General features: G+C 65.9%; 24 protein-coding genes and 1 riboswitch. Of the genes, 9 read left to right on the plus strand and 15 right to left on the minus strand.

Annotated elements, in window-relative coordinates; translation table 11 throughout:
* Positions 1–141 precede the first annotated feature (141 nt).
* Positions 142–837, plus strand: coding sequence for an SET domain-containing protein-lysine N-methyltransferase (locus NLR35_RS24250; RefSeq protein WP_257169052.1), 696 nt, complete (start codon positions 142–144; stop codon positions 835–837).
* Between the two features lie 26 nt (positions 838–863).
* On the opposite strand, the gene NLR35_RS24255 is transcribed toward NLR35_RS24250, so the two are convergent.
* The 3 genes from NLR35_RS24255 to NLR35_RS24265 all read right to left on the minus strand — a co-directional run bounded on the left by NLR35_RS24255 (position 864) and on the right by NLR35_RS24265 (position 2255).
* Positions 864–1481 (minus strand): bifunctional 2-polyprenyl-6-hydroxyphenol methylase/3-demethylubiquinol 3-O-methyltransferase UbiG, encoded by a 618-nt coding sequence (locus NLR35_RS24255; protein WP_257169053.1) that lies wholly within the window; start codon positions 1479–1481, stop codon positions 864–866.
* A 123-nt stretch (positions 1482–1604) separates the two neighbouring features.
* A complete protein-coding gene (locus NLR35_RS24260; RefSeq protein ID WP_257169054.1) occupies positions 1605–2003 on the minus strand; it encodes a hypothetical protein in 399 nt (132 codons plus the stop codon).
* Positions 2004–2030: 27 nt separating this feature from the next.
* A complete protein-coding gene (locus NLR35_RS24265; protein ID WP_257169055.1) occupies positions 2031–2255 on the minus strand; it encodes a hypothetical protein in 225 nt (74 codons plus the stop codon).
* A 104-nt stretch (positions 2256–2359) separates the two neighbouring features.
* On the opposite strand from NLR35_RS24265, the gene NLR35_RS24270 reads away from it, so the two are divergent.
* Together NLR35_RS24270 and NLR35_RS24275 are read left to right on the plus strand one after the other, a co-directional pair.
* Positions 2360–3175 (plus strand): helix-turn-helix domain-containing protein, encoded by an 816-nt coding sequence (locus NLR35_RS24270; protein ID WP_257169184.1) that lies wholly within the window; start codon positions 2360–2362, stop codon positions 3173–3175.
* 80 nt (positions 3176–3255) lie between these two features.
* Positions 3256–3918, plus strand: coding sequence for a DsbA family oxidoreductase (locus tag NLR35_RS24275; RefSeq protein WP_257169056.1), 663 nt, complete (start codon positions 3256–3258; stop codon positions 3916–3918).
* Here the strand turns inward: NLR35_RS24275 and NLR35_RS24280 are convergent.
* The 3 genes from NLR35_RS24280 to NLR35_RS24290 all read right to left on the minus strand — a co-directional run bounded on the left by NLR35_RS24280 (position 3896) and on the right by NLR35_RS24290 (position 6939).
* Positions 3896–5056 carry a GNAT family N-acetyltransferase gene (locus NLR35_RS24280; RefSeq protein ID WP_257169057.1) on the minus strand — a complete coding sequence of 387 codons (1161 nt, stop codon included), beginning with the start codon at positions 5054–5056 and terminating at the stop codon, positions 3896–3898. The two genes, NLR35_RS24275 and NLR35_RS24280, sit on opposite strands and share 23 nt — an antisense overlap.
* A 215-nt stretch (positions 5057–5271) precedes the next feature.
* Complete coding sequence (locus NLR35_RS24285) at positions 5272–6318, minus strand: HD-GYP domain-containing protein (protein WP_257169058.1); 1047 nt, start codon at positions 6316–6318, stop codon at positions 5272–5274.
* A 213-nt stretch (positions 6319–6531) separates the two neighbouring features.
* Positions 6532–6939 carry a hypothetical protein gene (locus NLR35_RS24290; protein WP_257169059.1) on the minus strand — a complete coding sequence of 136 codons (408 nt, stop codon included), beginning with the start codon at positions 6937–6939 and terminating at the stop codon, positions 6532–6534.
* Between the two features lie 200 nt (positions 6940–7139).
* Here NLR35_RS24290 and NLR35_RS24295 point away from each other — a divergent pair, with 200 nt between their 5' ends.
* Entirely contained in the window at positions 7140–8639 is a 1500-nt protein-coding gene (locus tag NLR35_RS24295) for a caspase family protein (protein WP_257169060.1), read from the plus strand.
* A 193-nt stretch (positions 8640–8832) separates the two neighbouring features.
* Here the strand turns inward: NLR35_RS24295 and NLR35_RS24300 are convergent, their stop codons facing one another.
* Together NLR35_RS24300 and NLR35_RS24305 are read right to left on the minus strand one after the other, a co-directional pair.
* Positions 8833–9084 (minus strand): PilZ domain-containing protein, encoded by a 252-nt coding sequence (locus tag NLR35_RS24300; protein ID WP_257169185.1) that lies wholly within the window; start codon positions 9082–9084, stop codon positions 8833–8835.
* A gap of 148 nt (positions 9085–9232) precedes the next feature.
* Positions 9233–9673, minus strand: a complete 441-nt coding sequence (locus NLR35_RS24305; RefSeq protein ID WP_257169061.1) for a PaaI family thioesterase — start codon at positions 9671–9673, stop codon at positions 9233–9235.
* A gap of 383 nt (positions 9674–10056) precedes the next feature.
* Between NLR35_RS24305 and NLR35_RS24310 the strand changes: the two genes are divergently transcribed.
* Together NLR35_RS24310 and NLR35_RS24315 are read left to right on the plus strand one after the other, a co-directional pair.
* Positions 10057–10353: a hypothetical protein gene (locus tag NLR35_RS24310; protein ID WP_257169062.1), complete on the plus strand. Its 297-nt coding sequence runs from the start codon at positions 10057–10059 to the stop codon at positions 10351–10353.
* A 108-nt stretch (positions 10354–10461) separates the two neighbouring features.
* The gene (locus NLR35_RS24315) at positions 10462–10692 is read left to right on the plus strand and encodes a hypothetical protein (protein ID WP_257169063.1); all 231 of its coding nucleotides are present in this window, start codon (positions 10462–10464) and stop codon (positions 10690–10692) included.
* A gap of 15 nt (positions 10693–10707) precedes the next feature.
* On the opposite strand, the gene NLR35_RS24320 is transcribed toward NLR35_RS24315, so the two are convergent.
* From NLR35_RS24320 to NLR35_RS24335, 4 genes are all read right to left on the minus strand, one after another.
* On the minus strand, positions 10708–10845 hold the full coding sequence (locus NLR35_RS24320; protein WP_257169064.1) for a hypothetical protein: 138 nt from the start codon (positions 10843–10845) through the stop codon (positions 10708–10710).
* A 193-nt stretch (positions 10846–11038) separates the two neighbouring features.
* On the minus strand, positions 11039–11278 hold the full coding sequence (locus tag NLR35_RS24325; protein WP_015665825.1) for a DUF6894 family protein: 240 nt from the start codon (positions 11276–11278) through the stop codon (positions 11039–11041).
* Between the two features lie 410 nt (positions 11279–11688).
* Positions 11689–11880, minus strand: a complete 192-nt coding sequence (locus tag NLR35_RS24330) for a hypothetical protein (protein WP_257169065.1) — start codon at positions 11878–11880, stop codon at positions 11689–11691.
* 987 nt (positions 11881–12867) lie between these two features.
* Positions 12868–13221 (minus strand): ADP-ribosylation/crystallin J1, encoded by a 354-nt coding sequence (locus NLR35_RS24335; RefSeq protein ID WP_257169066.1) that lies wholly within the window; start codon positions 13219–13221, stop codon positions 12868–12870.
* 340 nt (positions 13222–13561) lie between these two features.
* Here NLR35_RS24335 and recA point away from each other — a divergent pair, with 340 nt between their 5' ends.
* On the plus strand, positions 13562–14650 hold the full coding sequence (recA, locus tag NLR35_RS24340) for a recombinase RecA (protein ID WP_006610143.1): 1089 nt from the start codon (positions 13562–13564) through the stop codon (positions 14648–14650).
* A gap of 317 nt (positions 14651–14967) precedes the next feature.
* Positions 14968–16047, plus strand: coding sequence for a DUF1835 domain-containing protein (locus NLR35_RS24345; protein ID WP_257169067.1), 1080 nt, complete (start codon positions 14968–14970; stop codon positions 16045–16047).
* Here NLR35_RS24345 and gcvP read toward each other — a convergent pair.
* The 3 genes from gcvP to gcvT all read right to left on the minus strand — a co-directional run bounded on the left by gcvP (position 16026) and on the right by gcvT (position 20592).
* Positions 16026–18899 carry an aminomethyl-transferring glycine dehydrogenase gene (gene gcvP / locus NLR35_RS24350; RefSeq protein WP_257169068.1) on the minus strand — a complete coding sequence of 958 codons (2874 nt, stop codon included), beginning with the start codon at positions 18897–18899 and terminating at the stop codon, positions 16026–16028. The two genes, NLR35_RS24345 and gcvP, sit on opposite strands and share 22 nt — an antisense overlap.
* A gap of 148 nt (positions 18900–19047) precedes the next feature.
* A complete protein-coding gene (gene gcvH, locus NLR35_RS24355) occupies positions 19048–19413 on the minus strand; it encodes a glycine cleavage system protein GcvH (RefSeq protein ID WP_006610141.1) in 366 nt (121 codons plus the stop codon).
* 24 nt (positions 19414–19437) lie between these two features.
* Positions 19438–20592, minus strand: coding sequence for a glycine cleavage system aminomethyltransferase GcvT (gene gcvT / locus NLR35_RS24360; RefSeq protein WP_257169069.1), 1155 nt, complete (start codon positions 20590–20592; stop codon positions 19438–19440).
* 142 nt (positions 20593–20734) lie between these two features.
* Positions 20735–20845, minus strand: a riboswitch (glycine riboswitch).
* A 182-nt stretch (positions 20846–21027) separates the two neighbouring features.
* On the opposite strand from gcvT, the gene alaS reads away from it, so the two are divergent.
* Complete coding sequence (gene alaS, locus NLR35_RS24365) at positions 21028–23709, plus strand: alanine--tRNA ligase (RefSeq protein WP_257169186.1); 2682 nt, start codon at positions 21028–21030, stop codon at positions 23707–23709.
* Positions 23710–23711 lie beyond the last annotated feature (2 nt).

Below are 23711 nucleotides of genomic sequence, written 5' to 3' on the forward strand. Positions count from 1 at the left end.
GGGCCCGTGATTGCCGGAACTCGTCGCGTGCAAGGCGCTGCAAACTGGGGACGGCGCGAAACCGGACAGGGAAACACCTGACAGCGCCACGAAATTATCCTAGAACGACGGCCTCGCGAGGTCCATCTCTTCTCATCGATCATGCCTGTCATCCCGCAGACCAAACCCTATCGCATCGGCCGCTCCAAGACGGGGCTCGGCCTGTTCGCTACCCAGCCGATCAAGAAGGGCAGCAAGATCATCCGCTACTTCGGACCGCTGTTGGATTCGAAGAAGGCGGAGGACGACGCGATCGAGAACAAATATCTGTTCGAGCTCGACAACCGCTGGACCATCGATGGCTCGATCCGCGAGAACGTCGCCCGCTACATCAATCATTCCTGCAAGCCGAACGCCGAATCCGACGTCAAGCCGCGCAAGAAGAAGATCTTCATCCGCGCCATCAAGAACATCGAGCCGGGCGAGGAGATCAACTACGACTACGGCACCGACTACTTCAAAGCCTATCTGAAGCCGATCGGCTGCAAATGCGCCGCCTGCGAGAAGAAGCGGGCCAAGAAGAAGGTCGAAGCGCGCGCCGAGCGGGCCAAGCAGAAGGCCAAGGACGAGCGCAAGGCCGCGAAGAAGGCCAAGACGACGTCCGACAAGCTCGCCAAGGGCAAGCAGCCCGCCAAGGCCAAGACCAGCAAGACCAGCGCGAAATCAGATCGCGCCGCGGCCAAGAGCCGTGGGCCTACGGCCGGCAAGCGTGGCAAGACCAAGTCCAGCCCCGTCAAGTCCAGCCGTGCCAGCTCGAGCCGTGTCAAGACGCTGACCAGCCGCGCCAAGGCGGCCTGATCCGGCCAGCTCGCGTCCAGCGCCACTCAGCTCGGCCTGCTGAAGGCAAGGGTTGTCCAGGTCACACCTGCAGCGCGGTTCTCGGAGGTCAGCGAGGAGCCGTGGCGGTTGAGTTCGAGGCTGAGCCCGAGCTGCCGCGCCGGCGCGATCACCGTCTCGGCATCGATCTCGAACATCCGCCGGCCGTGCGGCACCGGCCCGTGCCGCAATGTCATGATCAGCAGGCCGCCGGGAGCGACCCGCGCAGCGATGTTGGGCAACGCGCGCCGCCGTTCCGTCTCATCGAGATGCATGAAGACGGCGGTCATCATCACCAGATCGAACGGCTCATCGCGAGATGCCAGGACTGCGAGCTCCGGAAGGCTGTCGTCGATCCAGGTGATCGCAGGCGACGCATGCAGCTGCATGGCGCGGAGGCGCAGCGCATCGGTCGGCTCGACCGCGACCACGCGATGTCCGAGGCTCGCGAACCAGGCCGCATCCCGTCCTGTGCCTGCGCCGATGTCGAGCACGCGAGCGGGCGCTTTCGGCAGCAGATGCAACACCGCGGCATGGGCCTGCTCCGACGGGATGCTCTCGTAGCGCACGAACAGGCTATCGGCCTCGGCCGCGTAACCTTCCGTCCCGCTGACATCAGGCGGCATCGCTGCGATCTCCTGTCGGTCTGCAACGCGGCAGAGAATGCGATCGCCGGGGATGTCAGATCAAGCGCGGTGCGAGCGCCGGGCCGCTCGATCGCGACGGCCGGCGCTCCCCACCGATCGCTGTCAGGCCGCCACTGCGCCGGTGCTCCGGCGCAAGCCCATATATTGCAGCTCGGCGAACACGCCGGTCCCCACCGCCTGGGCCGCGACGAAGATCTCGCCCAGCACGTTCGGCGTGACCAGCCCGGAGAACAGCAGCGCGACGCTGCCGACGGTCCAGGCCGCATTGCCGGCGATGACCAGCAGAATCAGCGGCTTCGGCGCCAGCGCGCGCGAGCCGAGCCAGCCGACGAAGCCGGCATAGACGATCAGGAACAGTCCGGTCTCACGCAGCAGCGCATCAGGCAGTTGCAGGAGCGCCGCCAGCGGCGACGCGTCGAAGGTCAGCGCAAGTCCGGCGACGCCGCTGAACACGGCGTCGGCGATCAGGGCGCGGCGGAGCAGGGTGGACGAAGCGATCATGTCGGTCTCCTTCGGTTTGAGGGCGGTTCAACGGAACCAGGCGAGGAGACGACGGCGCAGGCGCCTCGGGCACAGCGAGCGTGCGGCCCGGGTCTCGATCTCGGTGACCTGCGCGACGACGAGGCTGCCCGTGGCGTGCAGCAGCGGCTCCGGCAGGTTGAGCGAGCGCGCCAGCAGCGTTGTCACGAGGTCCGCCAGCCAGCGGCCGACTGTGGTGAAGCCGAAGGTCTCGGGACTGCGCTGCCTGCTCATGGTCATCTCCTGTGGTGGGGAGGATGGCCGGCCGCGGGAGGCATTTCGATTACCTGTGAGGTCATGGAGGCCCTGACGTCTGCGTGATAGGTCTTCCGCTCATGATGACCCAGCTCGCTTCGGCGCGCGCCGACCGCGCCAAATCCGTTCATGTCGGCGAGCATCTGCGGCAATGGCGGCAGCGCCGGCATCTGTCGCAGCTCGATCTGGCGCTCGATGCCGAGATCTCGGCGCGGCATCTGAGCTTCGTGGAGACCGGCCGCGCCGCGCCGTCGCGCGACATGGTCCTCAGACTGGCGGAGCGGTTGGACGTGCCCCTGCGTGAACGCAACGTGCTGCTGGTCGCCGCGGGCTACGCGCCGGCGTTCCAGCAGCGACCGCTGGAGGATCCGGCGCTGAAGCCGGCCCGAGAGGCGATGATGCTCGTGCTCAAGGCGCACGAGCCGAACCCGGCATTGGCCGTCGACCGGCACTGGAACCTGGTGGCGGCCAACCGGATGATCGCGCCGCTGCTGACGGGCGTCCCGGAGCGGCTGCTGGCGCCGCCGCTCAACGTGCTGCGCGTGGCGCTGCATCCGGAAGGTCTGGCGACGCGCACCGTGAACCTCGCCGAATGGAGCGGACATCTGTTGGAGCGCCTGCACCGGCAGTGCGAGGCGACGGCGGATGCCGAACTGCTGAAGCTCTATGAGGAGCTGAAATCCTATCCGATCCCGGCCCGCTCGGCGCCGCTATCGGCCGACAGCGTCGCGATCCCCTTGCGGCTCCGCGTCGGCACCGACGTGCTCAGCTTCTTCTCGACAACGATGGTGTTCGGCACGCCCGTCGACATCACGCTGTCGGAGCTGGCGCTGGAGACCTTCTTCCCGGCCGACGACCTCACCGCCGTCAGGCTGAAGGAGATGGTTACCTCGCTGTGACTCCGGCTTGTGCCGGCGTGGCCCAGGCTTATCTTGGGCGGGACGACAAGGGAAGCTCAAGAGAAGCTGGAGCGACGCGCATGAGCCTGAAGCCTCTGATCATCGACGTTGTCTCCGACGTCGTCTGTCCCTGGTGCTACATCGGCAAGCATCGCATCGAGGAGGCGCTGAAGCTGGTGCCGGACGTGCCGGTCGAGCTGAACTTCCGGCCCTTCTTCCTCAATCCCTGGGTGCCGCGCGAAGGCATCAGCCGCGAGCAGTATCTGACGACCAAGTTCGGTTCGGTCGAGGCCTACAAGGGCATCGCGGGCCGCGTAGTGGCGGCGGCGGAGGAGGAGGGGCTGAGCTATCGCCCTGACAAGGTCGCACGCCAGCCCAACACGACCGATTGCCACCGCCTGATCCTCTGGGCCGGCCAGATCGGCAAGGCGCCCGAGATGAAGCAGCGGCTGATGGAATTGTATTTCCGCGACGGCGGCGATCTCACGGACACGGAGGTGCTGGTGCAGGCCGCGGCGGATTGCGGGCTCGATCCGGCCGTCGTGCGCACGATGCTGGCGAGCGATGAGGATGTGGCGCGGGTGTCGGCGCAGGCGCAGGAGGCGGCCGAGAAGGGCATCTCCGGCGTGCCGACCTACGTGTTCGCGCAGAAATACGCCGTCTCCGGTGCGCAGGATCCGCAGATGCTGGCGCGCGCGATCCGCCAGGTGTCGGCGGAGGTCAACGCCGACGCTGCGGAGTAGCTGTCCGCGTGTTGCTGGCGGCGCGGATCAGATGGACCGCGCGTCGCGCGAGCGCCAGGCCTTCGCGGCGCGCGATGAGCGCGGACCGGATGAGTTCGACGATTGGATCGCGCGGATACAGCGGCATCAGCACGTCGCCGATCGCGAGCCGGCCGCGCCAGATCGGATTGATCATGGGATGGTCCGGACCGGCGGTGGAATCGGCAGAGCTGATCGAGGGATCGCTGCAGAGATGACGCGTCAGGTCCAAAGTGAGTTGGACGCCGGGCGAATATTTCGCGAAGCGCTCGTCGACGCCGAGCTTGAAGAAGAAGGCGCGGCCCTGGTGGCGCAGCACGACGCCGGCGGCGACCGTGGCGTCGCCTGCGGCTAGGCTGATGATCTCGCAGGCCCCGTGCTCGGCAAGCTCCGGTGCGGCGCGCCGGATGAAAGCCGCGTCGCCATCGTGCTGAATCAGCGCGGTGCCGCGATGACCTTTCCAGCCGCTGGCCTCGATCGCCAGGAAGGTCTCGAGTGTGGCGGCAACCTCTTGCGGCGAGCGGGCGACCGTGAAGCGGACGTCGCCATGCTCGGCGAGCCGATGGCGCAGGCGGCGCAGCTCCTTCAGCTTCTTGGCGCCGAGCGCGTCGTGCAGCACCGCCTCGCCATCGCCGGTGGCATCGAGGCAGGCGCGCTCATAGGATTGCAGCGGGCGCGGGCGCAGGCCGTCGCGGCGGAGCACGTTTTCGAAGGCCTGCATCACCGGACCTGCGATCGACATGTCGCGCAGCAGGAGCGCACGAGCGGGCGTCTGTCTGGCTGCGTCGACCAGACCCGCCGCAGCCCGTTCCGCATCATTGCCATCGAGCAGCGGCGTGCACAGCGTGCCGTAGGGATGACCGCTGGCAAGCGCCGGTAGCGGCAGCTTGCAGGCCTTCCAGAGCGAGGTGACCGGCATCAGTCCGACGAGCCGGGATGGCTGCTCGTCGCTCCAGGCGCACAGCGCCGAGTTGCCGGTGCGACCGCGTGCGGAGGCGTTCACCGCGCGCTCCCAACCGGGCAGGTAGTAGCCGTTCGGCTCCACGGCGCGGTCAGCCAGGTCCTGCCAGGCTTGCGGCAGGACGGTGTCCAGAGGGACCAGTCGCTTGGCAGGCGGCATGCCCGCTTCGGCGAGTCGCTGCTCCCCAGCTATCGATGGCGGATGTGCAAATGAACGATCGATGATCTCGGCCACGTCTCGACGGTCCCCTTGCTGCGCTGTGGTCACGCAACCCGGTCGAATGGTAGTGCAAAGCTCACAAGATAGGCCTTGCCGATCGGCTCAAATTGGCGCGGCCGGCTTAACGACGCATTCACCACGGGCTCAACGCGCGATCAGCGGATCAGCGCGACATCGCGGAAGGCGCCGATCAACGGCTTCTCGAGCTTGCCCTCCATGCTCTGGAGGATCTCGTAGGCCTTTTCGCGGGCCATGACCGGCTTGTAGCTGCGATATTCGATCAGCGCCGAGAAGATGTCGGAGATGGTCAGGATACGCGTCAGATCCGGAATGCTGTTGGCCATCAGCCCGTCGGGATAGCCGCTGCCGTCGAGGAATTCATGATGGTGACGAACCGCCTTGAGCACCTCCTCGGTGATCGCCGCGTTGCCCTTCAGCGCATCGTAGCCCGCCGCCGGATGAGTCTCGACCAGCGCGCGTTCCGCGACATCGAGACGGCCGGGCTTGTCGAGGATGGCGAGGGGGATCTTGGCCTTGCCGATGTCGTGAAACATCGCAGCCATGTAGAGCCGTTCGAGATCGGAACTGTGGACGCCCAGGCTCAGGCCGAAATCGACTGTGATGCCGGTGACGAGCAGGCAGTGCTGATAGGTGCCTTCATGATGGCGGCGGACGGTGGCGAGCCAGTCGGACAGGCCGTTCTCAGCGATGCACTCGGCAATTCGCTTGCCGGCGCGTCGCGTCTCGTCGACGTCGATCTCGGCGCCGCCCAGGACGGCGGCGAACATCGAGGCGATGCAGGATGCTCCAGTGAACGCGGCCTGCCGATCGTCCGTGGCGACGCTCTTCGCCGGCTGATGAGGCCGCGTATCGAGCAGCTTTCCGAGCAGCTGGTTGCGGCTCGGCGTAGCCGACAGAACAGTCGTGGCGCCGAGCGCGTAGGCCTGCACCGTCGAGAGGCGCGATTTGTGATTGGTGAGGAAGATGCGGCGCGGAATACGCGCAAGCCGGTCGGAGATTTCCTTCAGGGCGGTGATGTTGTCGACATCGCGCAGGTCCGCGGCCACGACGATCGCGTCGATGTCGGCGCCCTTGATGTCGGCGTCACCGATCAGTTCGGTCGTGAGAGAGCAGCGCTCGGCCAGCATACCGCGCAGCAAAGCAAGCTTGGCCGAATCGTCGCCGACGAGGTGAACGTGCATGAAGAACCAGATCCAGTGGTCATTCCCGGCGTTAGCTGAAACCAATGTTGCGCAAGAATCGTTAAATTTGAGCCAGTCGTTCGCTCCTCGGTTACGCGCTTGCGTTAGCTAATAGCTAACGCTCTGCTACCGGGAAGGTAGCGGGTTCCCGCCCCGCGGGGGACCTGATCAGTTCAGGTCGATCGCGCCTGTTGTCATCAGCCAGGGGTTGAATCACTTTGTTGATAGTACGGCTGTGTAATCTTCAGCAACACAGTCCCCGGCGGCTGCGCGCCGGCGATCGATGATCTCATCCTGCTTGATCGTCAGCCGGTAGATCTGCCTCCGCAGCGGCGCGCCGGTGACCGAAATGATCTCCGCGCGCACGCAGGCTGTCCATGCATCGCCGTGGTCCGTGCGCCGGGCGGCTGTGGCCTCGAGATCGCGCGGTTGCGTCGTGGCGACGAAGATCATGTCGAGGTTCTTGCGGACGAGACGCCCGACATCGGGAGCAGCTTCGGGCGGGGGCGGCTCGGATGCCCGCACGCGCATGAAGGCGGGCAGGCGCGACTGACTGTCCGCGGCGCAGCCCGAGAGAAGCAGAGCTGCGAGCAGCCCTGCCAATATTGCCGTCAACCGCATGTTCGCCCCGCCGCCGTGCGGCGCGCAACCTAGTCGGCGATCGCGGCAAGGCTGCGGGAATCCTGTGCAGCAACGGTGTCCGATACGGTCCGAAGTGGTGAGCAGGACGTGTTCAGGCGTGCGGCATTTACTCTCCGCAATGAACCGGGTCGCGAACCGGCCCGACCAACTGGCACGTCAGCAGCAGATTGGAGATCGCCATGTTCCGCCACGCTCTCAGGGCCGCATTGATTGCGGGCGGCCTGCTTGCCGGCCTGGCGCCAGCCTTGGCCGAGAGCAGCCGGCTGGCGCTGGTGATCGGGCAATCCGCCTATCGGTCGGTGACGCCGCTGCCGAACCCGGCGAACGACGCCAATGCAATGGCGAAAATGCTGGGAGAGTCGGGCTTCGAGGTGACGACGGCCGCCGATCTCTCACAGCGGGATCTGAACCGCGAGGTCGGGGATTTCGCCGCCAAGATCGCAAGCAAGGGGCCCGATACGGTGGCCTTGGTGTTCTATGCCGGCCACGGCCTGCAGATCGACGGCGAGAACTATCTGGTTCCCGTCGATGTCGATCCACGCCGCGAGGCCGACATTCCGCTGCAGGCGGTGCGTCTCAACGATCTCCTTAACACGCTCAATGCGGTGCCGAGCCGGATGCGCATCCTGCTGCTCGATGCCTGCCGCAACAACCCGTTCCCGAGCATCAACCAGAGCGCCGGCCGCGGCCTCGCGCTGCTCGACACCAAGAGCGGCGCGCCGGGCACGTTCCTGTCCTACTCGACCTCGCCCGGCGCGGAGGCCGAGGACGGCAGCGGTGCCAACAGTCCCTACACCACGGCGCTGCTGCAGGCGGCGCGCGAGCCCGGCCTGCCGATCGAGGAGGCGTTCAAGCGGGTGCGCGTCGCCGTCAACAAGGCGACCGAAGGGCGGCAGACGCCGTGGGATTCCTCCTCGCTCACCGAGGATTTCCGCTTCGTGGCCACGAGCGATGCAAGCGCGGCCAATGCCGGGCCGCGGCCGGTGATCGCCAAGCGCAGCGTTGATGAATGGAAGCGCAGCCTGCAAGGCAAGCCGATCGAGGCCGCCAATGAGCTCATCGTCGGCGACGGCAGTGTCGAGGCCTATGAGGCGTTCGTCACGCTCTACACTGCGGCGCCCTATGGTCCGCAGGCGCGGCAATGGCTCGACCTGCACAATCGAATGGCCGCGTGGAACGAGGCCGTGCTGATCAACACCGTCGCGTCCTATCAGGGCTTTCTCGACCGCTATCCGGATAGCGACCTGACGGCGACCGCGCGCAAGCTGATCGAGCGCCTGCGCAACCGTCCGGTCGTGACGCCGGTCGTGGCGGCTGCCAACGCAGCCATCCCCGCGGTGGTCCCCGCAACTCCGCCGGTGGTGCCGGCGAATGCCACCACGGGGCCGACCTGTCCGTGCTCGCAGACGCCGCCGGCGCGCAAGTCCGAAACGCCCAAGCGCGTCGAGGAGAAGCCGGTCAGGAAACGCGATGAGGATCCGCCGAAGCGCGCCAGCCGCCCGTCCCGCCGTGATCCCGATGACGTCGTCGTCTACGCGCCGCCGCCGCCGCCGCGGGAATATTATGGGCCGCCGGTGCGGGTGGTGCCGCCTGTCAGCATCGGAATCGGCATCGGTGGCGGCTACGGCGGGGGATACGGGCGGGGTCCTTCGAACTATCCGACCCGGCGCGGCTACTGAGCGTCGAACTTTGCAACAGCGGCCGCTTGGGAGGCGGCCGCCTTGTATGGCGCGTTTGCCGTTCCCCTCGTTGGAGTTTCAGTCCGTGGAGGCGCGGGGGCAGGGGACGGCACCGTGCGAGAGCCGCCGGTACTCCAGGGAGAGCGTCGTCGGCCGCGTCATGCGCGGCAGGTCCCATCGCCCTCGATCCTGATCAGTCGAAGGCGATGCCGATCCGCTTATCGTGGCTCCACACCGCGTGACAACGGCGCGTGAACCTGTCGGACGGGATCACCAGCGTGAACGCTCCGGGCAGGCCGACCGGGCTGACCACCTCGACCCGCGCCCCGGTGTCCGACATGTTGCGGACCATGCAATCGACCGCGCCGCCGCCGTCGAACGCCAGCCTGCCCTGCTTGAGCACCCGATGACGGGGTGCAATCCGTTTTTCATCTGTCTCGCTCATCGCCTGCAACCCGATGCCGAATGGAATCACCTTTCGCGTCAAAAGCGCATAAAATAAATCAGGCCCGGGTTTCATTGCGATGAATCGCGCTCGCGAAGGCGGGGCCCTCATCTTCACAATTCGTTAAACTCCCGTGGCTTTGCGGGGGTCAGAGCATCGCGAAGGCGCTGGACACCATGGCCACCGGCTTGCCGTCGGCGGCGCTGGTCAACGTGACCCGGCCGAAGCCCATGGTGCGGCCCAGCCGGACCACGCGCGCATCGGCCAACACATCGGAGGAGGCGACCGCGCGCATGAAGTGCGTGGTCTGGTCGACCGTGGTCATCGGCCGATAGCCTCCGCTGGCGCTCACCATCGCGATCACCGTCGCGGTATCGGCAAAGGCCATCAGCGCCTGGCCGCAGACAACGCCGTTGTCGCGGCACAGCCGCGGCGAGAACGGCAGGCGCAGGATGGCGCCCGGCTCGCCCTGGGCCGTGGGCGCGATGTCCTCGACGATCAGCGCAAGATCCTTGATCCAGGGGGCGAACACGTCATCCAGCAGGCGCCGCGCCTGATCGAGGGTGAAGTCAGGTGTGTCGTTCGGCACGAGAAAGAGTCCTCCCCAGGTGTTTGATGCTGGTCTTGTTGTCGGCGGCCCGCTCGTTGGCGGAAGCAGTCCGGGCCGTTTGCCGCAAGCGGGCGGCTTGAAAAGGCCGGAGTTGGAATCCTATGCTGAATGGCAGGCCGGGCGACAGGCTGATGGGACGGCAACTGAGGCTTCCCTCCCGGAACTGCCTCGCGACTGGTGATGTCGAGGGCTGATCGTGCGGTGTCTCGGGCAAGGTGTCCCGTGCCAGCAGCCGCTGCACGTCCCGCGCTGGGTTGGTGGTTCCAGGGCAAGGAACGCCGATGGGGCCCGTCCGACACGCGCCTGAGACTTGGCGCGGGGCGACGCAATGGTATAAGGCGGCCAAGACCGGGGAGTAACCAATGAAGAAGCTGATCGTGACGATGGCGGTCGCCGTGTTGACCGGCTGGGCCGTGCCGGCGATGGCGCAGATGCCGAACATCAACCTTCTCGCTGATGGTCCTTCCAAGACCCCAGAGGAGAAGGAGGCCGAGGCTGCGCGGGACAGGGCCTACAGGGACACCATGCGCAAGATCCCGGACGCCAAGACGGCGGCGGATCCGTGGGGCAATGTGCGCGCTGCCGAGCAGCCGAAAACGACGCCTCCCGTGAAGACGACGGCGGCGAAAAAGCCGAAGACCGGCGCCAGCACCAACTGACGTTTGCCCATGGGGCGCCCGCTGGCAGAGCGGGCACGGCGACGATCCGACTCGGATTCCGTGCGACCTCGTCTATATTGACGGGGTGCAACGTGTTGGAGTTCGTCGATGGGGTTGCGCCCGCGGGACATTGCCAGCCGGATGGCGGCCCGGCGCCGGAAGCCGGACGGCTATGTGCGCGACACCTTCACTTTGCCGCGCGAGGCCGCGCGCGCCAAGGCGCGCGATTACCTGACCCGTTATCCGAAGGCCGGCTATATGAGCGCCGTGGAAAGCTGGCGCGAGCTCCCGGATGGAGCGATCGAATTCACGATGCGGCGATTGCCCAGCGCTGATTGAGCCATTGCCGGCCGATCATTCCCGCTCGCCGAGGAGCTTTCGTGTGTTGCGGTTGATGAAGTGAAGCCGGGTGCATGCCTTGCACACCACGGTTTCATACGCGCAGGTCGGGTCGCCCGGCTTCGGCTCTTCCAGCCAATGCTGCACGTTCATTCCCGTTCGCGGACATTTGAAGATCAGATTACCCATACAAATTTAAGTGTCGGCCAGCAGGGGCCTTGCCTACTTGATCTAGATCAAGGGGGCTTGCCGAAATGACAGGCAATGGCATATGGCCTGCCAACTACGGATTGTGAGCGAGGGCGACCATCGACCATTGATGGCAGATCGTCACGTCGAACAGCGCTCAGGCCTGATCCAGCGACTCGGCGACGATGCGGATGCGGAACACCGGCTGCCGCGTCTCGTCGAGCAGCTCCATCTGCCACTCCGAGTTCTCGGCGAGCTTGCGCGAGATGCTGCTGGCCATGTCGGCGCAGACAGTGGTCATCTCTTTCCAGGCGGCGTTACGATCGGCACACTCGGTCCCATACTCGGACGCGCCTGAGAAGTGGCCGTTACGGATACGAAAGAAATAGAGCGGCATTGCCAAAACCGGTGAGCCCTGACCGCCCCAGGCCGCTGGGTTTGATGAACGCAGCGTAAATGGAAGCGGAAAACCCCCCTGGATCAATTCCGGTAAAATACGGTCGACGGTTGCGATGGCTGTTAGTTGTTGCCGTCACGCAAGGATTTGCCGCCTTCGCACCGCGGGAGGGGCGAAGCTGAGACGAAGTTCATCTCCGCTGAATTCATGTCCGCTGAATGAGTGAGCCTCGGACCGCCGCGGTCCGAGGCTCGGCGTCAACGTCGTAGCTTCCCGGCGAGGGCAGTTCGGCAATGACACGTTGAGAGTAGACAGCAACTTGCGCGCGCGCCTTGCGTCAAATCAAGGGTTGCAAATAACAGATCAGCTCACGCGATTTTTGGCGAGTGAGTTGACTGCGTTGCCTGCGGCTATCGCGGATCGAAAATCCGCTCCGGCACGACGGTGAGGCGGTAGGCGACCTCAGTCGCGCCGTCCACCGTTTCCAGCACTTCATTGCAGGCCGGGCATCGTTTGTCGCCGGCAACGCCGCGCTGCGAGTGAAGCTCCAGGCGCTGCAGGCCGGCTCTGCACCAGCGGCAGATGAGATCATCGCGTGTCATCGGTCATATGATGGGCAACGGTGCGATCCGTTACCGGTACGGGCAACGACAAATTCGGATGCGCGTCATGGTGAATCCGGAACTGAGACGTCAAACGTCAAAAGCCCCGGACACGGGTCCGGGGCTTTCTTTCGGCGCGGATGGTTTCAGGGCCGTGCGCCTAGGGTGACTGAGCCTGCAGACATTGTCTCGAGCCATCGTCTCGGCAATTCTCTGCAGATGGCATGTCACATGGCAGCACATGACTCGCCAAAATGAGCCGGTCGATATGCGCCATCATCATCGGAAACGAACAAACAAATTCGGGGCTGAAAAATCCGTTGTCACGCTCCAAGACCCGGTTTTCGTACCACAACCAAAAGTTTATGACAATGGCCGTGGTTTGCCGGGGCGTTCCGGCACCGGACTGCGTGAGGCGCATCACGCAGCGGCGCGCTAAAGCGCGATGAGATTAGGATGAATCGCCACCGCGCTTTAGATTGTTGTTTGCGATGATCTTTTCGGAAAACCGCTGCGCGCTTTTCCGGATCATGCTTTAGAACATTCGGCAGACCAGGATGCTTTCATCTTGCGGTTGTGCAACGGGCGAGCTCGTAGACCTCCAGTCAATCGTGGTTGAGGCTGCGCTTGCGGCCCGCTTCACCTGCTGGTCATCATGCCATGAGCATCGAACAGCATCGTGATCCCGATCGCGCGTGATTGGAACCGGCCGGGAAGTTTCGCGCCTCCTTCGACGGGACATGTCCGCGATCTCTGGAAATTCGCTGCGCTGGTAGCAGGCTTGCGGAGACGATCGTTTGTGGAACTCGCAGCGGCTCGTCGCGCATGTCGTTCGACCACCTCTCTCATCGTCCGTTCGGATGCACGAAAACCAAGCGGCTGCTCAGAGGATGAGCCGAACAAAAGCAGAAGAGACGCGGGAACTTCGTTCTTCTCAGGAGAACCACGGACGTGCGGTGTTCGCACGCTAGCGGAAGTCGGGTTGTTTCAAGGAAAACTTTTGACGAGCACGATCGGCCCGACGATGGCGGCATTGAACTCAATGAGATGTTCGCTCGGAATCCAGTACTCGAGATGGTCCCGCCCGCCGGCCTCCTGCACTTGGTAGCAATCGATGAATTCGCGCAACACCTCGAACCGCAGCACATGGCCGCTGCCGCTCGCCGGCACGTTCCAGTCGCGCGCGATCTTCACTGCGTAGTCCTCGCTCAGCACGGGATAGAAGATCGGCTGCTCGGGGAGGCGGGGTGGAAACCGCCGCATGCCCGAGGCCTCGATCAAAGCGAGCTCCTTCGGGCCGACGGGGCGCCACAGCGTGACGGTGTTGCTTGGGGTGGTCATGGGGTTCGTGCTGGCCCGAGGTCGATCGGATCCGCCCGACGAAGCAGAACCCAAGAGCCGGCGCAAGCGTCTCGCGTCGTCTGCAATTTTTGGTTGTGTCGAGGCCTGCCGCAGGCGAGGCGCGCGAGATGCTGGAGCCGTGCCGCACGCTGTCGCCGCTCTCTGGCCGATGCTCGTTGAGGCCGCCGCCTCGGCGCGTTGCTGAAGCTGTGAACGGGCGCGAATGATTGAAAGAACATATTGCGAACAAAGAACAGATCGAGTACATTCACCTCAAGATTGCTGGCCGACCTCGTTAACCGTTTGTCCATCCCGCGAATCCCCGCCATAAGGAGCGCCAATGTCCGCCACAGCCCTGCGTATCGTCGAAGGTTCTTCCATGGATAAGAGTAAGGCGCTCTCCGCTGCGCTGTCCCAGATCGAGCGTCAGTTCGGCAAGGGCTCGGTGATGAAGCTGGGCAAGAACGACCGCTCGATGGATGTCGAGACGGTCTCGACCGGCTCGCTCGGGCTCGACATCGCGCTCGGCATCGGCGGTCTGCCGAAGGGGCGCATCGTCGAGATCTACGGGCCGGAATCGTCCGGCAAGACGACGTTGGCGCTGCACACGGTGGCGGAAGCGCAGAAGAAGGGCGGCATCTGTGCCTTCATCGATGCCGAGCATGCGCTCGATCCGGTCTATGCGCGGAAGCTCGGCGTCAACATCGACGAACTCCTGATCTCGCAGCCGGATACGGGTGAGCAGGCGCTGGAGATCTGCGACACGCTCGTGCGCTCGGGCGCGGTCGACGTTCTGGTCGTCGACTCCGTGGCGGCGCTGGTGCCGAAGGCCGAGCTCGAGGGCGAGATGGGCGAGTCGCTGCCCGGCCTGCAGGCCCGCCTGATGAGCCAGGCACTGCGCAAGCTGACGGCCTCGATCAACAAGTCCAATACCATGGTGATCTTCATCAACCAGATCCGCATGAAGATCGGCGTGATGTACGGCTCGCCGGAGACCACCACCGGCGGCAACGCGCTGAAGTTCTACGCGTCCGTGCGCTTGGACATCCGCCGCATCGGCGCGATCAAGGAGCGTGACGAGGTGATCGGCAACTCCACCCGCGTGAAGGTCGTGAAGAACAAGCTGGCGCCGCCGTTCAAGCAGGTCGAGTTCGACATCATGTACGGCGAGGGCGTGTCCAAGATGGGCGAGATCCTCGATCTCGGCGTCAAGGCCGGCATCGTCGAGAAGTCCGGCGCCTGGTTCTCCTATGACAGCCAGCGGCTCGGACAGGGTCGTGAGAACTCGAAGACGTTCCTCAAGACCAATCCGGACATGACCGCCAAGATCGAGGCCGCGATCCGCCAGAACTCCGGCCTGATCGCCGAGCAGATCCTGGCCGGCAATGCCGAGCGCGACTCCGACGACGAGGAGCCGGCGGAAGAATAGGGTTAGTTACGACGGCAGCGGGCGGCTTGGACGCCGACATATCGGCGTCCCGGTGCCCGCTTGCTGATCTGTGGCGCTCTGCCAGCCTGTGCATCTGAACGTCTGCGCATCTGCAAGTCTGTGCGCCCTGGGCTGCTGCATTTTCGAATGCAGCGGGCACGTTTTTCCGAGCGCCGGACGCGATCTCATCAGAATGGCTGAAAGCGGACGTGCGGTCCCGATCCGCACGGCGGCATTGCGTTGTCCGGTGCCGGTGTCTGGCGCCGGAAGCCGATTGCAAACGTGTTGGACCAACAGGTCGTGCCGGAGCCAACAGCATGACGCGTTTGATTCTCGTCGCCGATGATCCCAGCGCCGGCGCGCTCCGGAGAGGCGGCTTCGCCGAACTGGTGGTGCCAATTCTGCATCGCTTCGTTTGGGGACCCTTGCCATCCGAGGCCGAACTCTCTGCGTATCTCCTGCCGCGCGGCGCGCGACGGAAGAGGGGGCATTGGCTGGATTTCGCCTCGCGCGGTGACTTCCTGGCGGTCGGTGGGCGGAGCCACGGTTTTCTCGAACTCGTCGATCGCTGCGACAGCGTCGAGCTGTGGATGGGCACCCGCCCCAACGATCAGTTGGTGCTGATCTGGTTGCTGGATCATCTGCGCGATCACGCCGAGATCGCGACGAAGATCGTGTTGCGACACCTCGATTCGCCAGGCTTCGAGGCTTTGGTCAGACAACCCGCCGACCGAACCATCGCCGGCGTTGCGCTTTCACGTGAGCATCTCGATCTGGGGCGGCTCGCATGGCAGGCATTTCGGGCGCCGACGCCGCAAGCCTGGTTCGATCTGTTGAAGCAGGATCTCAGTCCGCTGCCGCAGCTTCGCCGTTGCGTGCAGGAGATGCTGGATGAGCTGCCCGGCGTCGTCACGGGTCTCGGCGCGTCGGAGCTGAGACTTCTCGAACTGCTCTCGGCCGGTTACCAGCACCCATCGGACCTGCTTCCGCATCATCGGGAGCGCTTTCAACGGCGCGTCTATGATTATTGGGAGGGCGGCATGTTGCTCGATGGCCTGGCACTCGCGCCGGTGCCGGCCATTTCAGGCCTCGCCGAATGGCCCTTCTCGGTCGACATGCACGACAGCCGTGAACGTCTCGCGCGCTACAAGGCCAGCACGCTGTTTCTCTCTCCGCTCGGCAAGGCCATCCTGGCCGGTGAGGAGGATTTCAGCAGCCACAATCCGATCCGGCGCTGGTGGGGCGGCACCGGATTGAGCAACGCCAATCTCTGGCGTTGGCATGCGGTGCTCATCGCTCCGGATCCCGACCGGCCCGACGTCGACGAATGTCGCGAGCCGTGGCGGCCGATCGATTGGGGCGTGCGTGAAGAGGCTTACTCCGCCGCCTGGGCGTAGTCGCCGATCGGCGGGCACGAGCACACCAGGTTGCGGTCGCCATAGACGTTGTCGACGCGGCCGACCGGGCACCAATATTTGTCGGTGCGCGAGGTGCCCTGGGGGAAGCAGCCCTCGCTGCGGCGGTAGGCGCGGCTCCAGTCATCATCGGCGACGTCGTGCACTGTGTGCGGCGCGTGGCGCAGCGGTGAGGCCTCGATCTTGAAGCGGCCCTGCTCGACCTCGGCGATCTCCTTGCGGATCGCGATCATGGCGTCGCAGAAGCGGTCGAGCTCGGCCTTGGATTCCGACTCGGTCGGCTCGATCATCAGGGTGCCGGCGACCGGGAAGCTCATCGTCGGGGCGTGGAAGCCATAGTCGATCAGGCGCTTGGCGATGTCATCCACGGTGACGCCGCTGGTCTGCTTCAGCGGCCTGGGGTCGATGATGCACTCATGCGCGATGCGGCCGCGCTCGTTGCGGTAGAGCACCGGGAAATGGGCATCGAGCCGGGCCGCGACGTAGTTGGCATTGAGGATCGCGATCTCCGTGGCGCGCGTCAGGCCCTCGCCCCCCATCAGCAGCATGTAGATGTAGGAGATGGTCAGGATCGAGGCCGAGCCGTAGGGCGCCGCCGAGACCGGGCCGACCGGATGGGCGCTCGCGCCATCCGTGTTGGGATGACCCGGCAGGAACGGCGCCAGATGCGCCTTGACGCCGATCGGGCCCATGCCCGGACCGCCGCCGCCATGCGGGATGCAGAACGTCTTGTGCAGGTTGAAATGGCTGACGTCGGCGCCGTAATCGCCGGGACGGGCGAGGCCGACCTGGGCGTTGAGGTTGGCGCCGTCCAGATACACCTGGCCACCATGGGCATGGACGATGTCGCAGATGTCGCGGATGTGCTCCTCGAACACGCCATGCGTCGAGGGATAGGTGATCATGATCGCGGCGAGCTTGGCGCTGTGCGCCTCCGCCTTGGCCGTGAGATCGGCGAGATCGACATTGCCGCCCGCGTCGCAGCCGACCACGACCACCTCCATGCCGACCATGTGCGCGGAGGCCGGATTGGTGCCGTGGGCGGAGGAGGGGATCAGGCAGATCGTGCGGTGGCTGTCGCCGCGCGCGGCATGGTAGCCGCGGATCGCCAGAAGCCCGGCATATTCGCCCTGCGCGCCGGAGTTCGGCTGCAGCGACACCGCGTCATAGCCGGAGATCCGGCAAAGCCAGTCCTCGAGATCGGCGAACATCGCGTGATAGCCGGCCGCCTGGGCGCGCGGCACGAACGGATGCAGGCTGGAAAATTCCGGCCAGGTCAGCGGAATCATCTCGGTCGTCGCGTTCAGCTTCATCGTGCACGAGCCGAGCGGAATCATCGCGCGGTCGAGCGCGAGATCGCGGTCGGCGAGCTTGCGCAGATAGCGCAGCATCTCGGTCTCGGAGCGGTGCGCGTGGAACACCGGATGCGTAAGGTATGGCCGCTGCCGCTTCAACTCGGCCGGAACGGCGTCGCGCGCCCCGGCTTCGATATCGGCATAGGACAGCTCGCCACCGAACGCGCGCCACACGGCTTCGACGACATCGGCCGTCGTCGTCTCGTCGAGCGCGATGCGCAGCCTGCTGCCGTCGCGTCCGAGATTGATCTGTTCGCCCTCGGCGCGCGCGATGATCGAGGAGGCCTTGGCGCCAGCGTCCACGGTCACCGTGTCGAAGAAGGCGTCGTTGGCCGGCGCAAAGCCGAGCTTCCGCAAGCCGGCCGCCAGCACCGTCGTCCGGCGATGCACCGTGCGGGCGATCGCCTTGAGCCCCTCGGGTCCATGATAGACCGCATACATCGCCGCGATCACCGCCAGCAGCACCTGCGCCGTGCAGATGTTCGAGGTCGCCTTCTCGCGGCGGATGTGCTGCTCGCGGGTCTGCAGCGCCAGGCGATAGGCGGGGGCTCCGCGCGAATCCACGGAGAGGCCGACGATGCGGCCGGGCAGCGAGCGCTTCAGCGCGTCGCGCACCGCCATGTAGGCGGCGTGCGGACCGCCATAGCCCATCGGCACGCCGAAACGCTGCGCCGAGCCGATCGCGATGTCGGCGCCGAGCTCGCCCGGCGAGGCGATCAAGGTCAGCGCCAGGAGGTCCGCGGCGAGAACGGCCAGTGCGCCCTTGTCGTGCAGCTTGGCGATGGCACCGCGCGGATCGCGCAGCGCGCCGGTCGTGTCGGGGTATTGCAGCAGGCCGCCGAACACCTCGGCGCTGTCCAGATCCTTGGCGGGATCGCCGACGATCAGCTGCCAGCCGAGCGGCTCGGCGCGTGTGCGCAGCACGGCCAGCGTCTGCGGATGGACATTCCGGTCGACGAAGAACGCCTTCGTCTTTGCACGCGCCGACCGCTCGGCCAGCGCCATCGCCTCCGCCGCCGCGGTGCCCTCGTCGAGCAGCGAGGCGTTGGCGACGTCGAGACCCGTGAGGTCGCAGATCATGGTCTGGAAGTTGAACAGCGCCTCCAGCCGGCCCTGGCTGATCTCGGGCTGGTAGGGCGTATAGGCCGTGTACCAGGCCGGGTTCTCCAGGATGTTGCGCTGGATTACCGCCGGCATGACCGTGCCCGAATAGCCCTGGCCGATCAGCGAGGTGAAGACCTGGTTCTGCGCCGCCAGCGCGCGCATGTGGCCGATCGCCTCGACCTCGCTCAAGGCGGGCTCCAGCGTGAGCGGCGCGGCCTGCCGGATCGTGCCGGGCAGGGTCTGTGCCATCAACTCCGACACGCTTTTGGCGCCGACGGTCTCCAGCATCGCCGCAACGTCGCGGGGAGACGGACCGATGTGGCGGCGGGCAAAGCTGGTGGCGGCATCATCGAGCGGCTTGAGCGGCGTGGTCATGAGCAAATCCTCTAGGCCTCGTCACGCCCCGCGAAGGCAGGGCATCCATTATTCGTTGCTGTCGAGATCAGACTGAGGGAGCGCGGCGTACTGGATCGCCCGGTCGAGCCGGGCGATGACAGAGGTGAGTGTCGCCGCACCGCGGCTCTCACGCGGTGTGCGCCTTGTAGGCGGCCTCATCCATCAGGCCGCCGAGCTCCGCCTTGTCGGCGATCTTGAGCTTGAAGAACCAGGCCTTGCCATCGGCGTCGGTGTTGACCAGCGCCGGCTCGTCGACGATGGCCTGGTTGACCTCGACCACCTCGCCGGTGATCGGCGCGTAGACGTCGGAGGCGGCCTTGACCGATTCGACCACGGCGGCGGCCTCGGTCTTCTTCAGCGCGCGGCCGACCTGCGGCAGCTCCACGAACACGACGTCGCCGAGCTGCGCCTGCGCGTAGTCGGTGATGCCGATGGTGGCGACATCGCCGTCGATGCTGAGCCATTCATGGTCGGAGGTGTACAGCGTGGTCATGGACGTCCTTCAGCGCTTGCAGGTTCAACGTTTGTAGGTGTTGGGGACAAAAGGCGTGGCGGCGACGCGCAGCGGCAGGCGCTGCCCGCGCACGTCGGCGAACAACTGGGTGTCGAGCGCGGCGAGGGCGGTCGGAACGTAGCCCATGGCGACGGGCGCATTCAGCGTCGGGCCGAAGCCGCCGGAGGTGACCTTGCCGACCGGCTCGCCGCCGTCAGCGCTGGCGAACAGCACCGCGCCCTCGCGGACCGGCGCGCGGCCCTCGGGCCGCAGCCCAACGCGGCGGCGGGCCGCGCCGCCGTCGAACTGCGCCAGGATCTTCGCCGCGCCCGGAAAGCCGCCGGCGCGCGCGCCGCCCGTGCGCCGGACCTTCTGCACCGACCATTCCAGCGCCGCCTCGACGGGCGTCGTGGTGGTGTCGATGTCGTGGCCATAGAGGCAGAGCCCCGCTTCGAGCCGCAGGCTGTCGCGGGCGCCGAGCCCGATCGGCAGCACGTCCTTGTCGGACAGCAGCGCTTCCGCAAGCTGCTCGGCCTCGTCGGCCGGCACCGAGATCTCGTAGCCGTCCTCGCCGGTATAGCCGGAGCGCGAGACGTAGCAGGCGAGACCGTCGACCGTGCGCGGGCCCGAATCCATGAACCGCATGCCGTCGGCCTCTGCACAGAATTTCGCCAGCACGCTTGCCGCCTTCGGCCCCTGCAGCGCCAGCAGCGCGCGGTCGGTCAGCGGCTGCACGTCGCAGACGTCGGACAAGCCGTTGCGCAGCAGCTGGATATCGGCCTCCTTGCAGGCGGCATTCACCACCAGCACCAGATGCTCGCCGAAATTTGCCACCATCAGGTCGTCGAGAATGCCGCCGTCGGCATGGGTGAACTGGGCGTAGCGCTGGCGGCCCGCGGGGATGCCGATGATGTCCTGCGGCACCAGCCGCTCCAGCGCAGCCGCGGCGTCGGCGACAGTGCCGGATTTCGGCACCAGCGCGACCTGGCCCATATGCGAGACATCGAACAACCCGGCGGCGGCGCGGGTATGGAGGTGCTCCTTGAGCACGCCGGGCGCGTATTGCACGGGCATCTCATAGCCCGCGAACGGCACCATCTTGCCGCCGAGGCTGACATGCAGCGCATGCAGCGGCGTTCGCTTCAAAGAGGAGGGAGTTGCAGCAGCCGGTTCAGCCATCAGGGGTCCTCGCGCGGTTCCTCGGGACCAGTCCCGAAAAACGCTACCGAAGCCCCATCTGTCGCTGTGCCTGAGAGTATTATCCCGTCGGCGGACGCCTCCCGGGATCAGGCCCGGCCAGCGTCTCTTTCCAGATGCAGTTGAAGTCGCGAGGGTCCTTTTGCCTGAGAGTTTCCGGGGCGGTTGCTCCTTCGGCGCCGACCCCTGAAGTTCAAGCTGAACCTCAAGAGACGGTCTCTCCCGACGCGACTGTCGTTGAGTAGCGGCGACAAAACACCAGCTCAACCGAGCTGTCAACGCGTCACCGTGGCTTTCAACCAGCTTTAGGAGCCGTGCAGCAACCCCATGATGTTTCTGCACAGTTTCTGGACACGCGATAGTCCCTTGTCTAAAAGCAATGCCGCCGAATTCCCGGACTTCTTCGATTGGATTGCTATGAGCGGCGTCAACGAGATCAGGTCGACCTTCCTCAATTTCTTCGCTGCGAACGGCCACGAGATCGTGCCGTCCTCGCCGCTCGTGCCGCGCAACGACCCGACTTTGATGTTCACGAACGCCGGCATGGTGCAGTTCAAGAACGTCTTCACCGGCGTCGAGAAGCGGCCCTACAACCGCGCCACCACGTCGCAGAAATGCGTCCGCGCCGGCGGCAAGCACAACGACCTCGACAATGTCGGCTACACCGCCCGGCATCACACCTTCTTCGAGATGCTCGGCAACTTCTCCTTCGGCGACTACTTCAAGGAGAACGCGATCGAGCTCGCCTGGAAGCTGGTCACCAAGGAGTTCGGCCTCCCGAAGGACAAGCTGACCGCGACCGTCTATATCGACGACGACGAGGCGTTCGGGCTCTGGAAGAAGATCGCGGGCCTCCCTGAGTCGCGCATCATCCGCATCGCCGGCTCGGACAATTTCTGGCAGATGGGCGACACCGGCCCGTGCGGCCCGTGCTCGGAGATCTTCTACGACCATGGCGACAAGATCTGGGGCGGCCCTCCGGGATCGCCGGAGGCGGATGGCGACCGCTTCATCGAGATCTGGAACCTCGTGTTCATGCAGTACGAGCAGCTCGAGGGCGGCGTCCGCAATCCCCTGCCGAAGCCGTCGATCGACACCGGCGCGGGCCTCGAGCGCGTCGCCGCGGTGCTGCAGGGCAAGCACGACAATTACGACATCGACCTGTTCGTCGCGCTGATCCGCGCCATCGCCGACCTCACCAATGCCGATCCGCAGGGCCCGCAGAAGGCGAGCCTGCGCGTCATCGCTGATCATCTCCGCGCCTCGTCGTTCCTGATCTCGGATGGCGTGCTGCCGTCCAACGAAGGCCGTGGCTACGTGCTGCGCCGGATCATGCGCCGCGCGATGCGCCACGCTCAGCTGCTCGGCGCGCGCGAACCGCTGATGCATAAGCTGGTCGGCGCGCTCACCCGCGAGATGGGTCAGGCCTATCCCGAGCTGATCCGCGCCGAGTCGCTGATCAAGGAGACGCTGCGCCTGGAGGAGACGCGTTTCCGCAAGACCCTGGAGCGCGGCCTTGCGATCCTCGACGAGAAGTCGGCCTCGCTCGCCAAGGGCGACATGTTCGACGGCGACGTCGCCTTCACCTTGTACGACACCTACGGCTTCCCGCTCGACCTCACGCAGGACGCGCTGAAGTCGCGCGGCATCAGCGTCGATCAGGCGTCCTTCACTGACGCGATGGAGCGTCAGAAGGCAAAGGCGCGCGCTGCCTGGGCCGGTTCGGGCGAGGCGGCCACCGAGACCGTCTGGTTCCCGCTGCGCGAGAAGCTCGGCGCCACCGAATTCCTCGGCTACGACACCGAAACCGCCGAGGGCGCGGTGACCGCGCTGGTCAAGGACGGCGCCGAGGTCGACAGCCTCAAGGCCGGCGAGAGCGGGGTGATCGTGCTCAACCAGACGCCGTTCTACGGCGAGTCCGGCGGCCAGGTCGGCGACACCGGCGTGATGACCGGCGACGGCGTCCGCGTCCGCATCACCGACACGCAGAAGAAGGCCGGCGACCTGTTCGCGCATATCGGCACCGTGGAGCAGGGCACACTCAAGCTCGGCACTGCGCTGCAGCTCGACGTCGATCATGGCCGCCGCTCGGCGATCCGCGCCAACCATTCGGCGACCCACATCCTGCACGAGGCGCTGCGTCAGGTGCTCGGCGACCACATCGCCCAGCGCGGCTCGCTGGTCTCGCCCGACCGCCTGCGCTTCGACTTCGTCCATCCGAAGCCGATTTCGCCCGAGGAGCTCGCCCGCGTCGAGGACATCGCCAATGACGTCGTGCTGGAGAATGCCGAGGTCACGACCCGGCTGATGGGGCTCGACGATGCCCGCGAGGCCGGTGCGCGTGCGCTGTTCGGCGAGAAATATGGCGACGAGGTCCGTGTCGTCTCGATGGGCCATGCCGCGCGCGACCATGGCGCCAACGCAATGGGCTGGTCGGTCGAGCTGTGCGGCGGCACGCATGTCAAGCGCACCGGCGACATCGGCCTGATCGCGGTGACCTCGGAGAGCGCAGTGGCCTCCGGCGTCCGCCGCATCGAGGCGCTGACGGCGCGTGGCGCCCGCGCGCATGCCAACCACAATCTCTCGCTCGCCAAGGCCGCCGCGGCCGAACTGCGCACCACGGTGGACGAAGTTCCGGCGCGCATCACCGCGCTGATGGAGGAGCGCAAGAAGCTCGAGCGTGAGCTGTCGGATGCGCGCAAGAAGCTCGCGATGGGCAGCGGCACCTCGATCGGCAACGGCTCGCCGGCGGCTGGCGTCCGCGACGTCGGCGGCATCAAGCTGATGGCCCGCGCTGTCTCCGGCATCGAGATGAAGGATCTCAAGTCGCTCGCCGACGAGGCCAAGAAGCAGCTCGGTTCGGGCGTCGTCGCGCTGGTGGCGACTTCCGAGGACGGCAAGGCCGGCGTCGTGGTCGGTGTGACTGCCGATCTCACATCGCGCTTCAACGCGGTGGAGCTGGTGCGCGCGGCGTCGGAGGCGCTGGGCGGCAAGGGCGGCGGCGGCCGTCCCGACATGGCCCAGGCCGGCGGCCCCGATGGCACCAAGGCGGAGGCCGCACTGGCCGCGATCGAGAGCGCGATCGGCAAGGCCGGCTAGCC

Origin of the sequence: Bradyrhizobium sp. SRS-191, from assembly GCF_024586915.1 — a bacterium.
In the GTDB taxonomy this organism is placed as follows: domain Bacteria; phylum Pseudomonadota; class Alphaproteobacteria; order Rhizobiales; family Xanthobacteraceae; genus Bradyrhizobium.

Coding starts and splice junctions, on each gene's coding strand:
- NLR35_RS24250 (WP_257169052.1), top strand. CDS start 142: ATGCCTGTCATCCCGCAGACCAAACCCTATCGCATCGGCCGCTCCAAG.
- NLR35_RS24255 (WP_257169053.1), bottom strand. CDS start 1,481: ATGCCGCCTGATGTCAGCGGGACGGAAGGTTACGCGGCCGAGGCCGAT.
- NLR35_RS24260 (WP_257169054.1), bottom strand. CDS start 2,003: ATGATCGCTTCGTCCACCCTGCTCCGCCGCGCCCTGATCGCCGACGCC.
- NLR35_RS24265 (WP_257169055.1), bottom strand. CDS start 2,255: ATGAGCAGGCAGCGCAGTCCCGAGACCTTCGGCTTCACCACAGTCGGC.
- NLR35_RS24270 (WP_257169184.1), top strand. CDS start 2,360: ATGACCCAGCTCGCTTCGGCGCGCGCCGACCGCGCCAAATCCGTTCAT.
- NLR35_RS24275 (WP_257169056.1), top strand. CDS start 3,256: ATGAGCCTGAAGCCTCTGATCATCGACGTTGTCTCCGACGTCGTCTGT.
- NLR35_RS24280 (WP_257169057.1), bottom strand. CDS start 5,056: ATGCCGCCTGCCAAGCGACTGGTCCCTCTGGACACCGTCCTGCCGCAA.
- NLR35_RS24285 (WP_257169058.1), bottom strand. CDS start 6,318: ATGCACGTTCACCTCGTCGGCGACGATTCGGCCAAGCTTGCTTTGCTG.
- NLR35_RS24290 (WP_257169059.1), bottom strand. CDS start 6,939: ATGCGGTTGACGGCAATATTGGCAGGGCTGCTCGCAGCTCTGCTTCTC.
- NLR35_RS24295 (WP_257169060.1), top strand. CDS start 7,140: ATGTTCCGCCACGCTCTCAGGGCCGCATTGATTGCGGGCGGCCTGCTT.
- NLR35_RS24300 (WP_257169185.1), bottom strand. CDS start 9,084: ATGAGCGAGACAGATGAAAAACGGATTGCACCCCGTCATCGGGTGCTC.
- NLR35_RS24310 (WP_257169062.1), top strand. CDS start 10,057: ATGAAGAAGCTGATCGTGACGATGGCGGTCGCCGTGTTGACCGGCTGG.
- NLR35_RS24315 (WP_257169063.1), top strand. CDS start 10,462: ATGGGGTTGCGCCCGCGGGACATTGCCAGCCGGATGGCGGCCCGGCGC.
- NLR35_RS24320 (WP_257169064.1), bottom strand. CDS start 10,845: ATGAACGTGCAGCATTGGCTGGAAGAGCCGAAGCCGGGCGACCCGACC.
- NLR35_RS24325 (WP_015665825.1), bottom strand. CDS start 11,278: ATGCCGCTCTATTTCTTTCGTATCCGTAACGGCCACTTCTCAGGCGCG.
- NLR35_RS24330 (WP_257169065.1), bottom strand. CDS start 11,880: ATGACACGCGATGATCTCATCTGCCGCTGGTGCAGAGCCGGCCTGCAG.
- NLR35_RS24335 (WP_257169066.1), bottom strand. CDS start 13,221: ATGACCACCCCAAGCAACACCGTCACGCTGTGGCGCCCCGTCGGCCCG.
- recA (WP_006610143.1), top strand. CDS start 13,562: ATGTCCGCCACAGCCCTGCGTATCGTCGAAGGTTCTTCCATGGATAAG.
- NLR35_RS24345 (WP_257169067.1), top strand. CDS start 14,968: ATGACGCGTTTGATTCTCGTCGCCGATGATCCCAGCGCCGGCGCGCTC.
- gcvP (WP_257169068.1), bottom strand. CDS start 18,899: ATGACCACGCCGCTCAAGCCGCTCGATGATGCCGCCACCAGCTTTGCC.
- gcvH (WP_006610141.1), bottom strand. CDS start 19,413: ATGACCACGCTGTACACCTCCGACCATGAATGGCTCAGCATCGACGGC.
- gcvT (WP_257169069.1), bottom strand. CDS start 20,592: ATGGCTGAACCGGCTGCTGCAACTCCCTCCTCTTTGAAGCGAACGCCG.
- alaS (WP_257169186.1), top strand. CDS start 21,028: ATGAGCGGCGTCAACGAGATCAGGTCGACCTTCCTCAATTTCTTCGCT.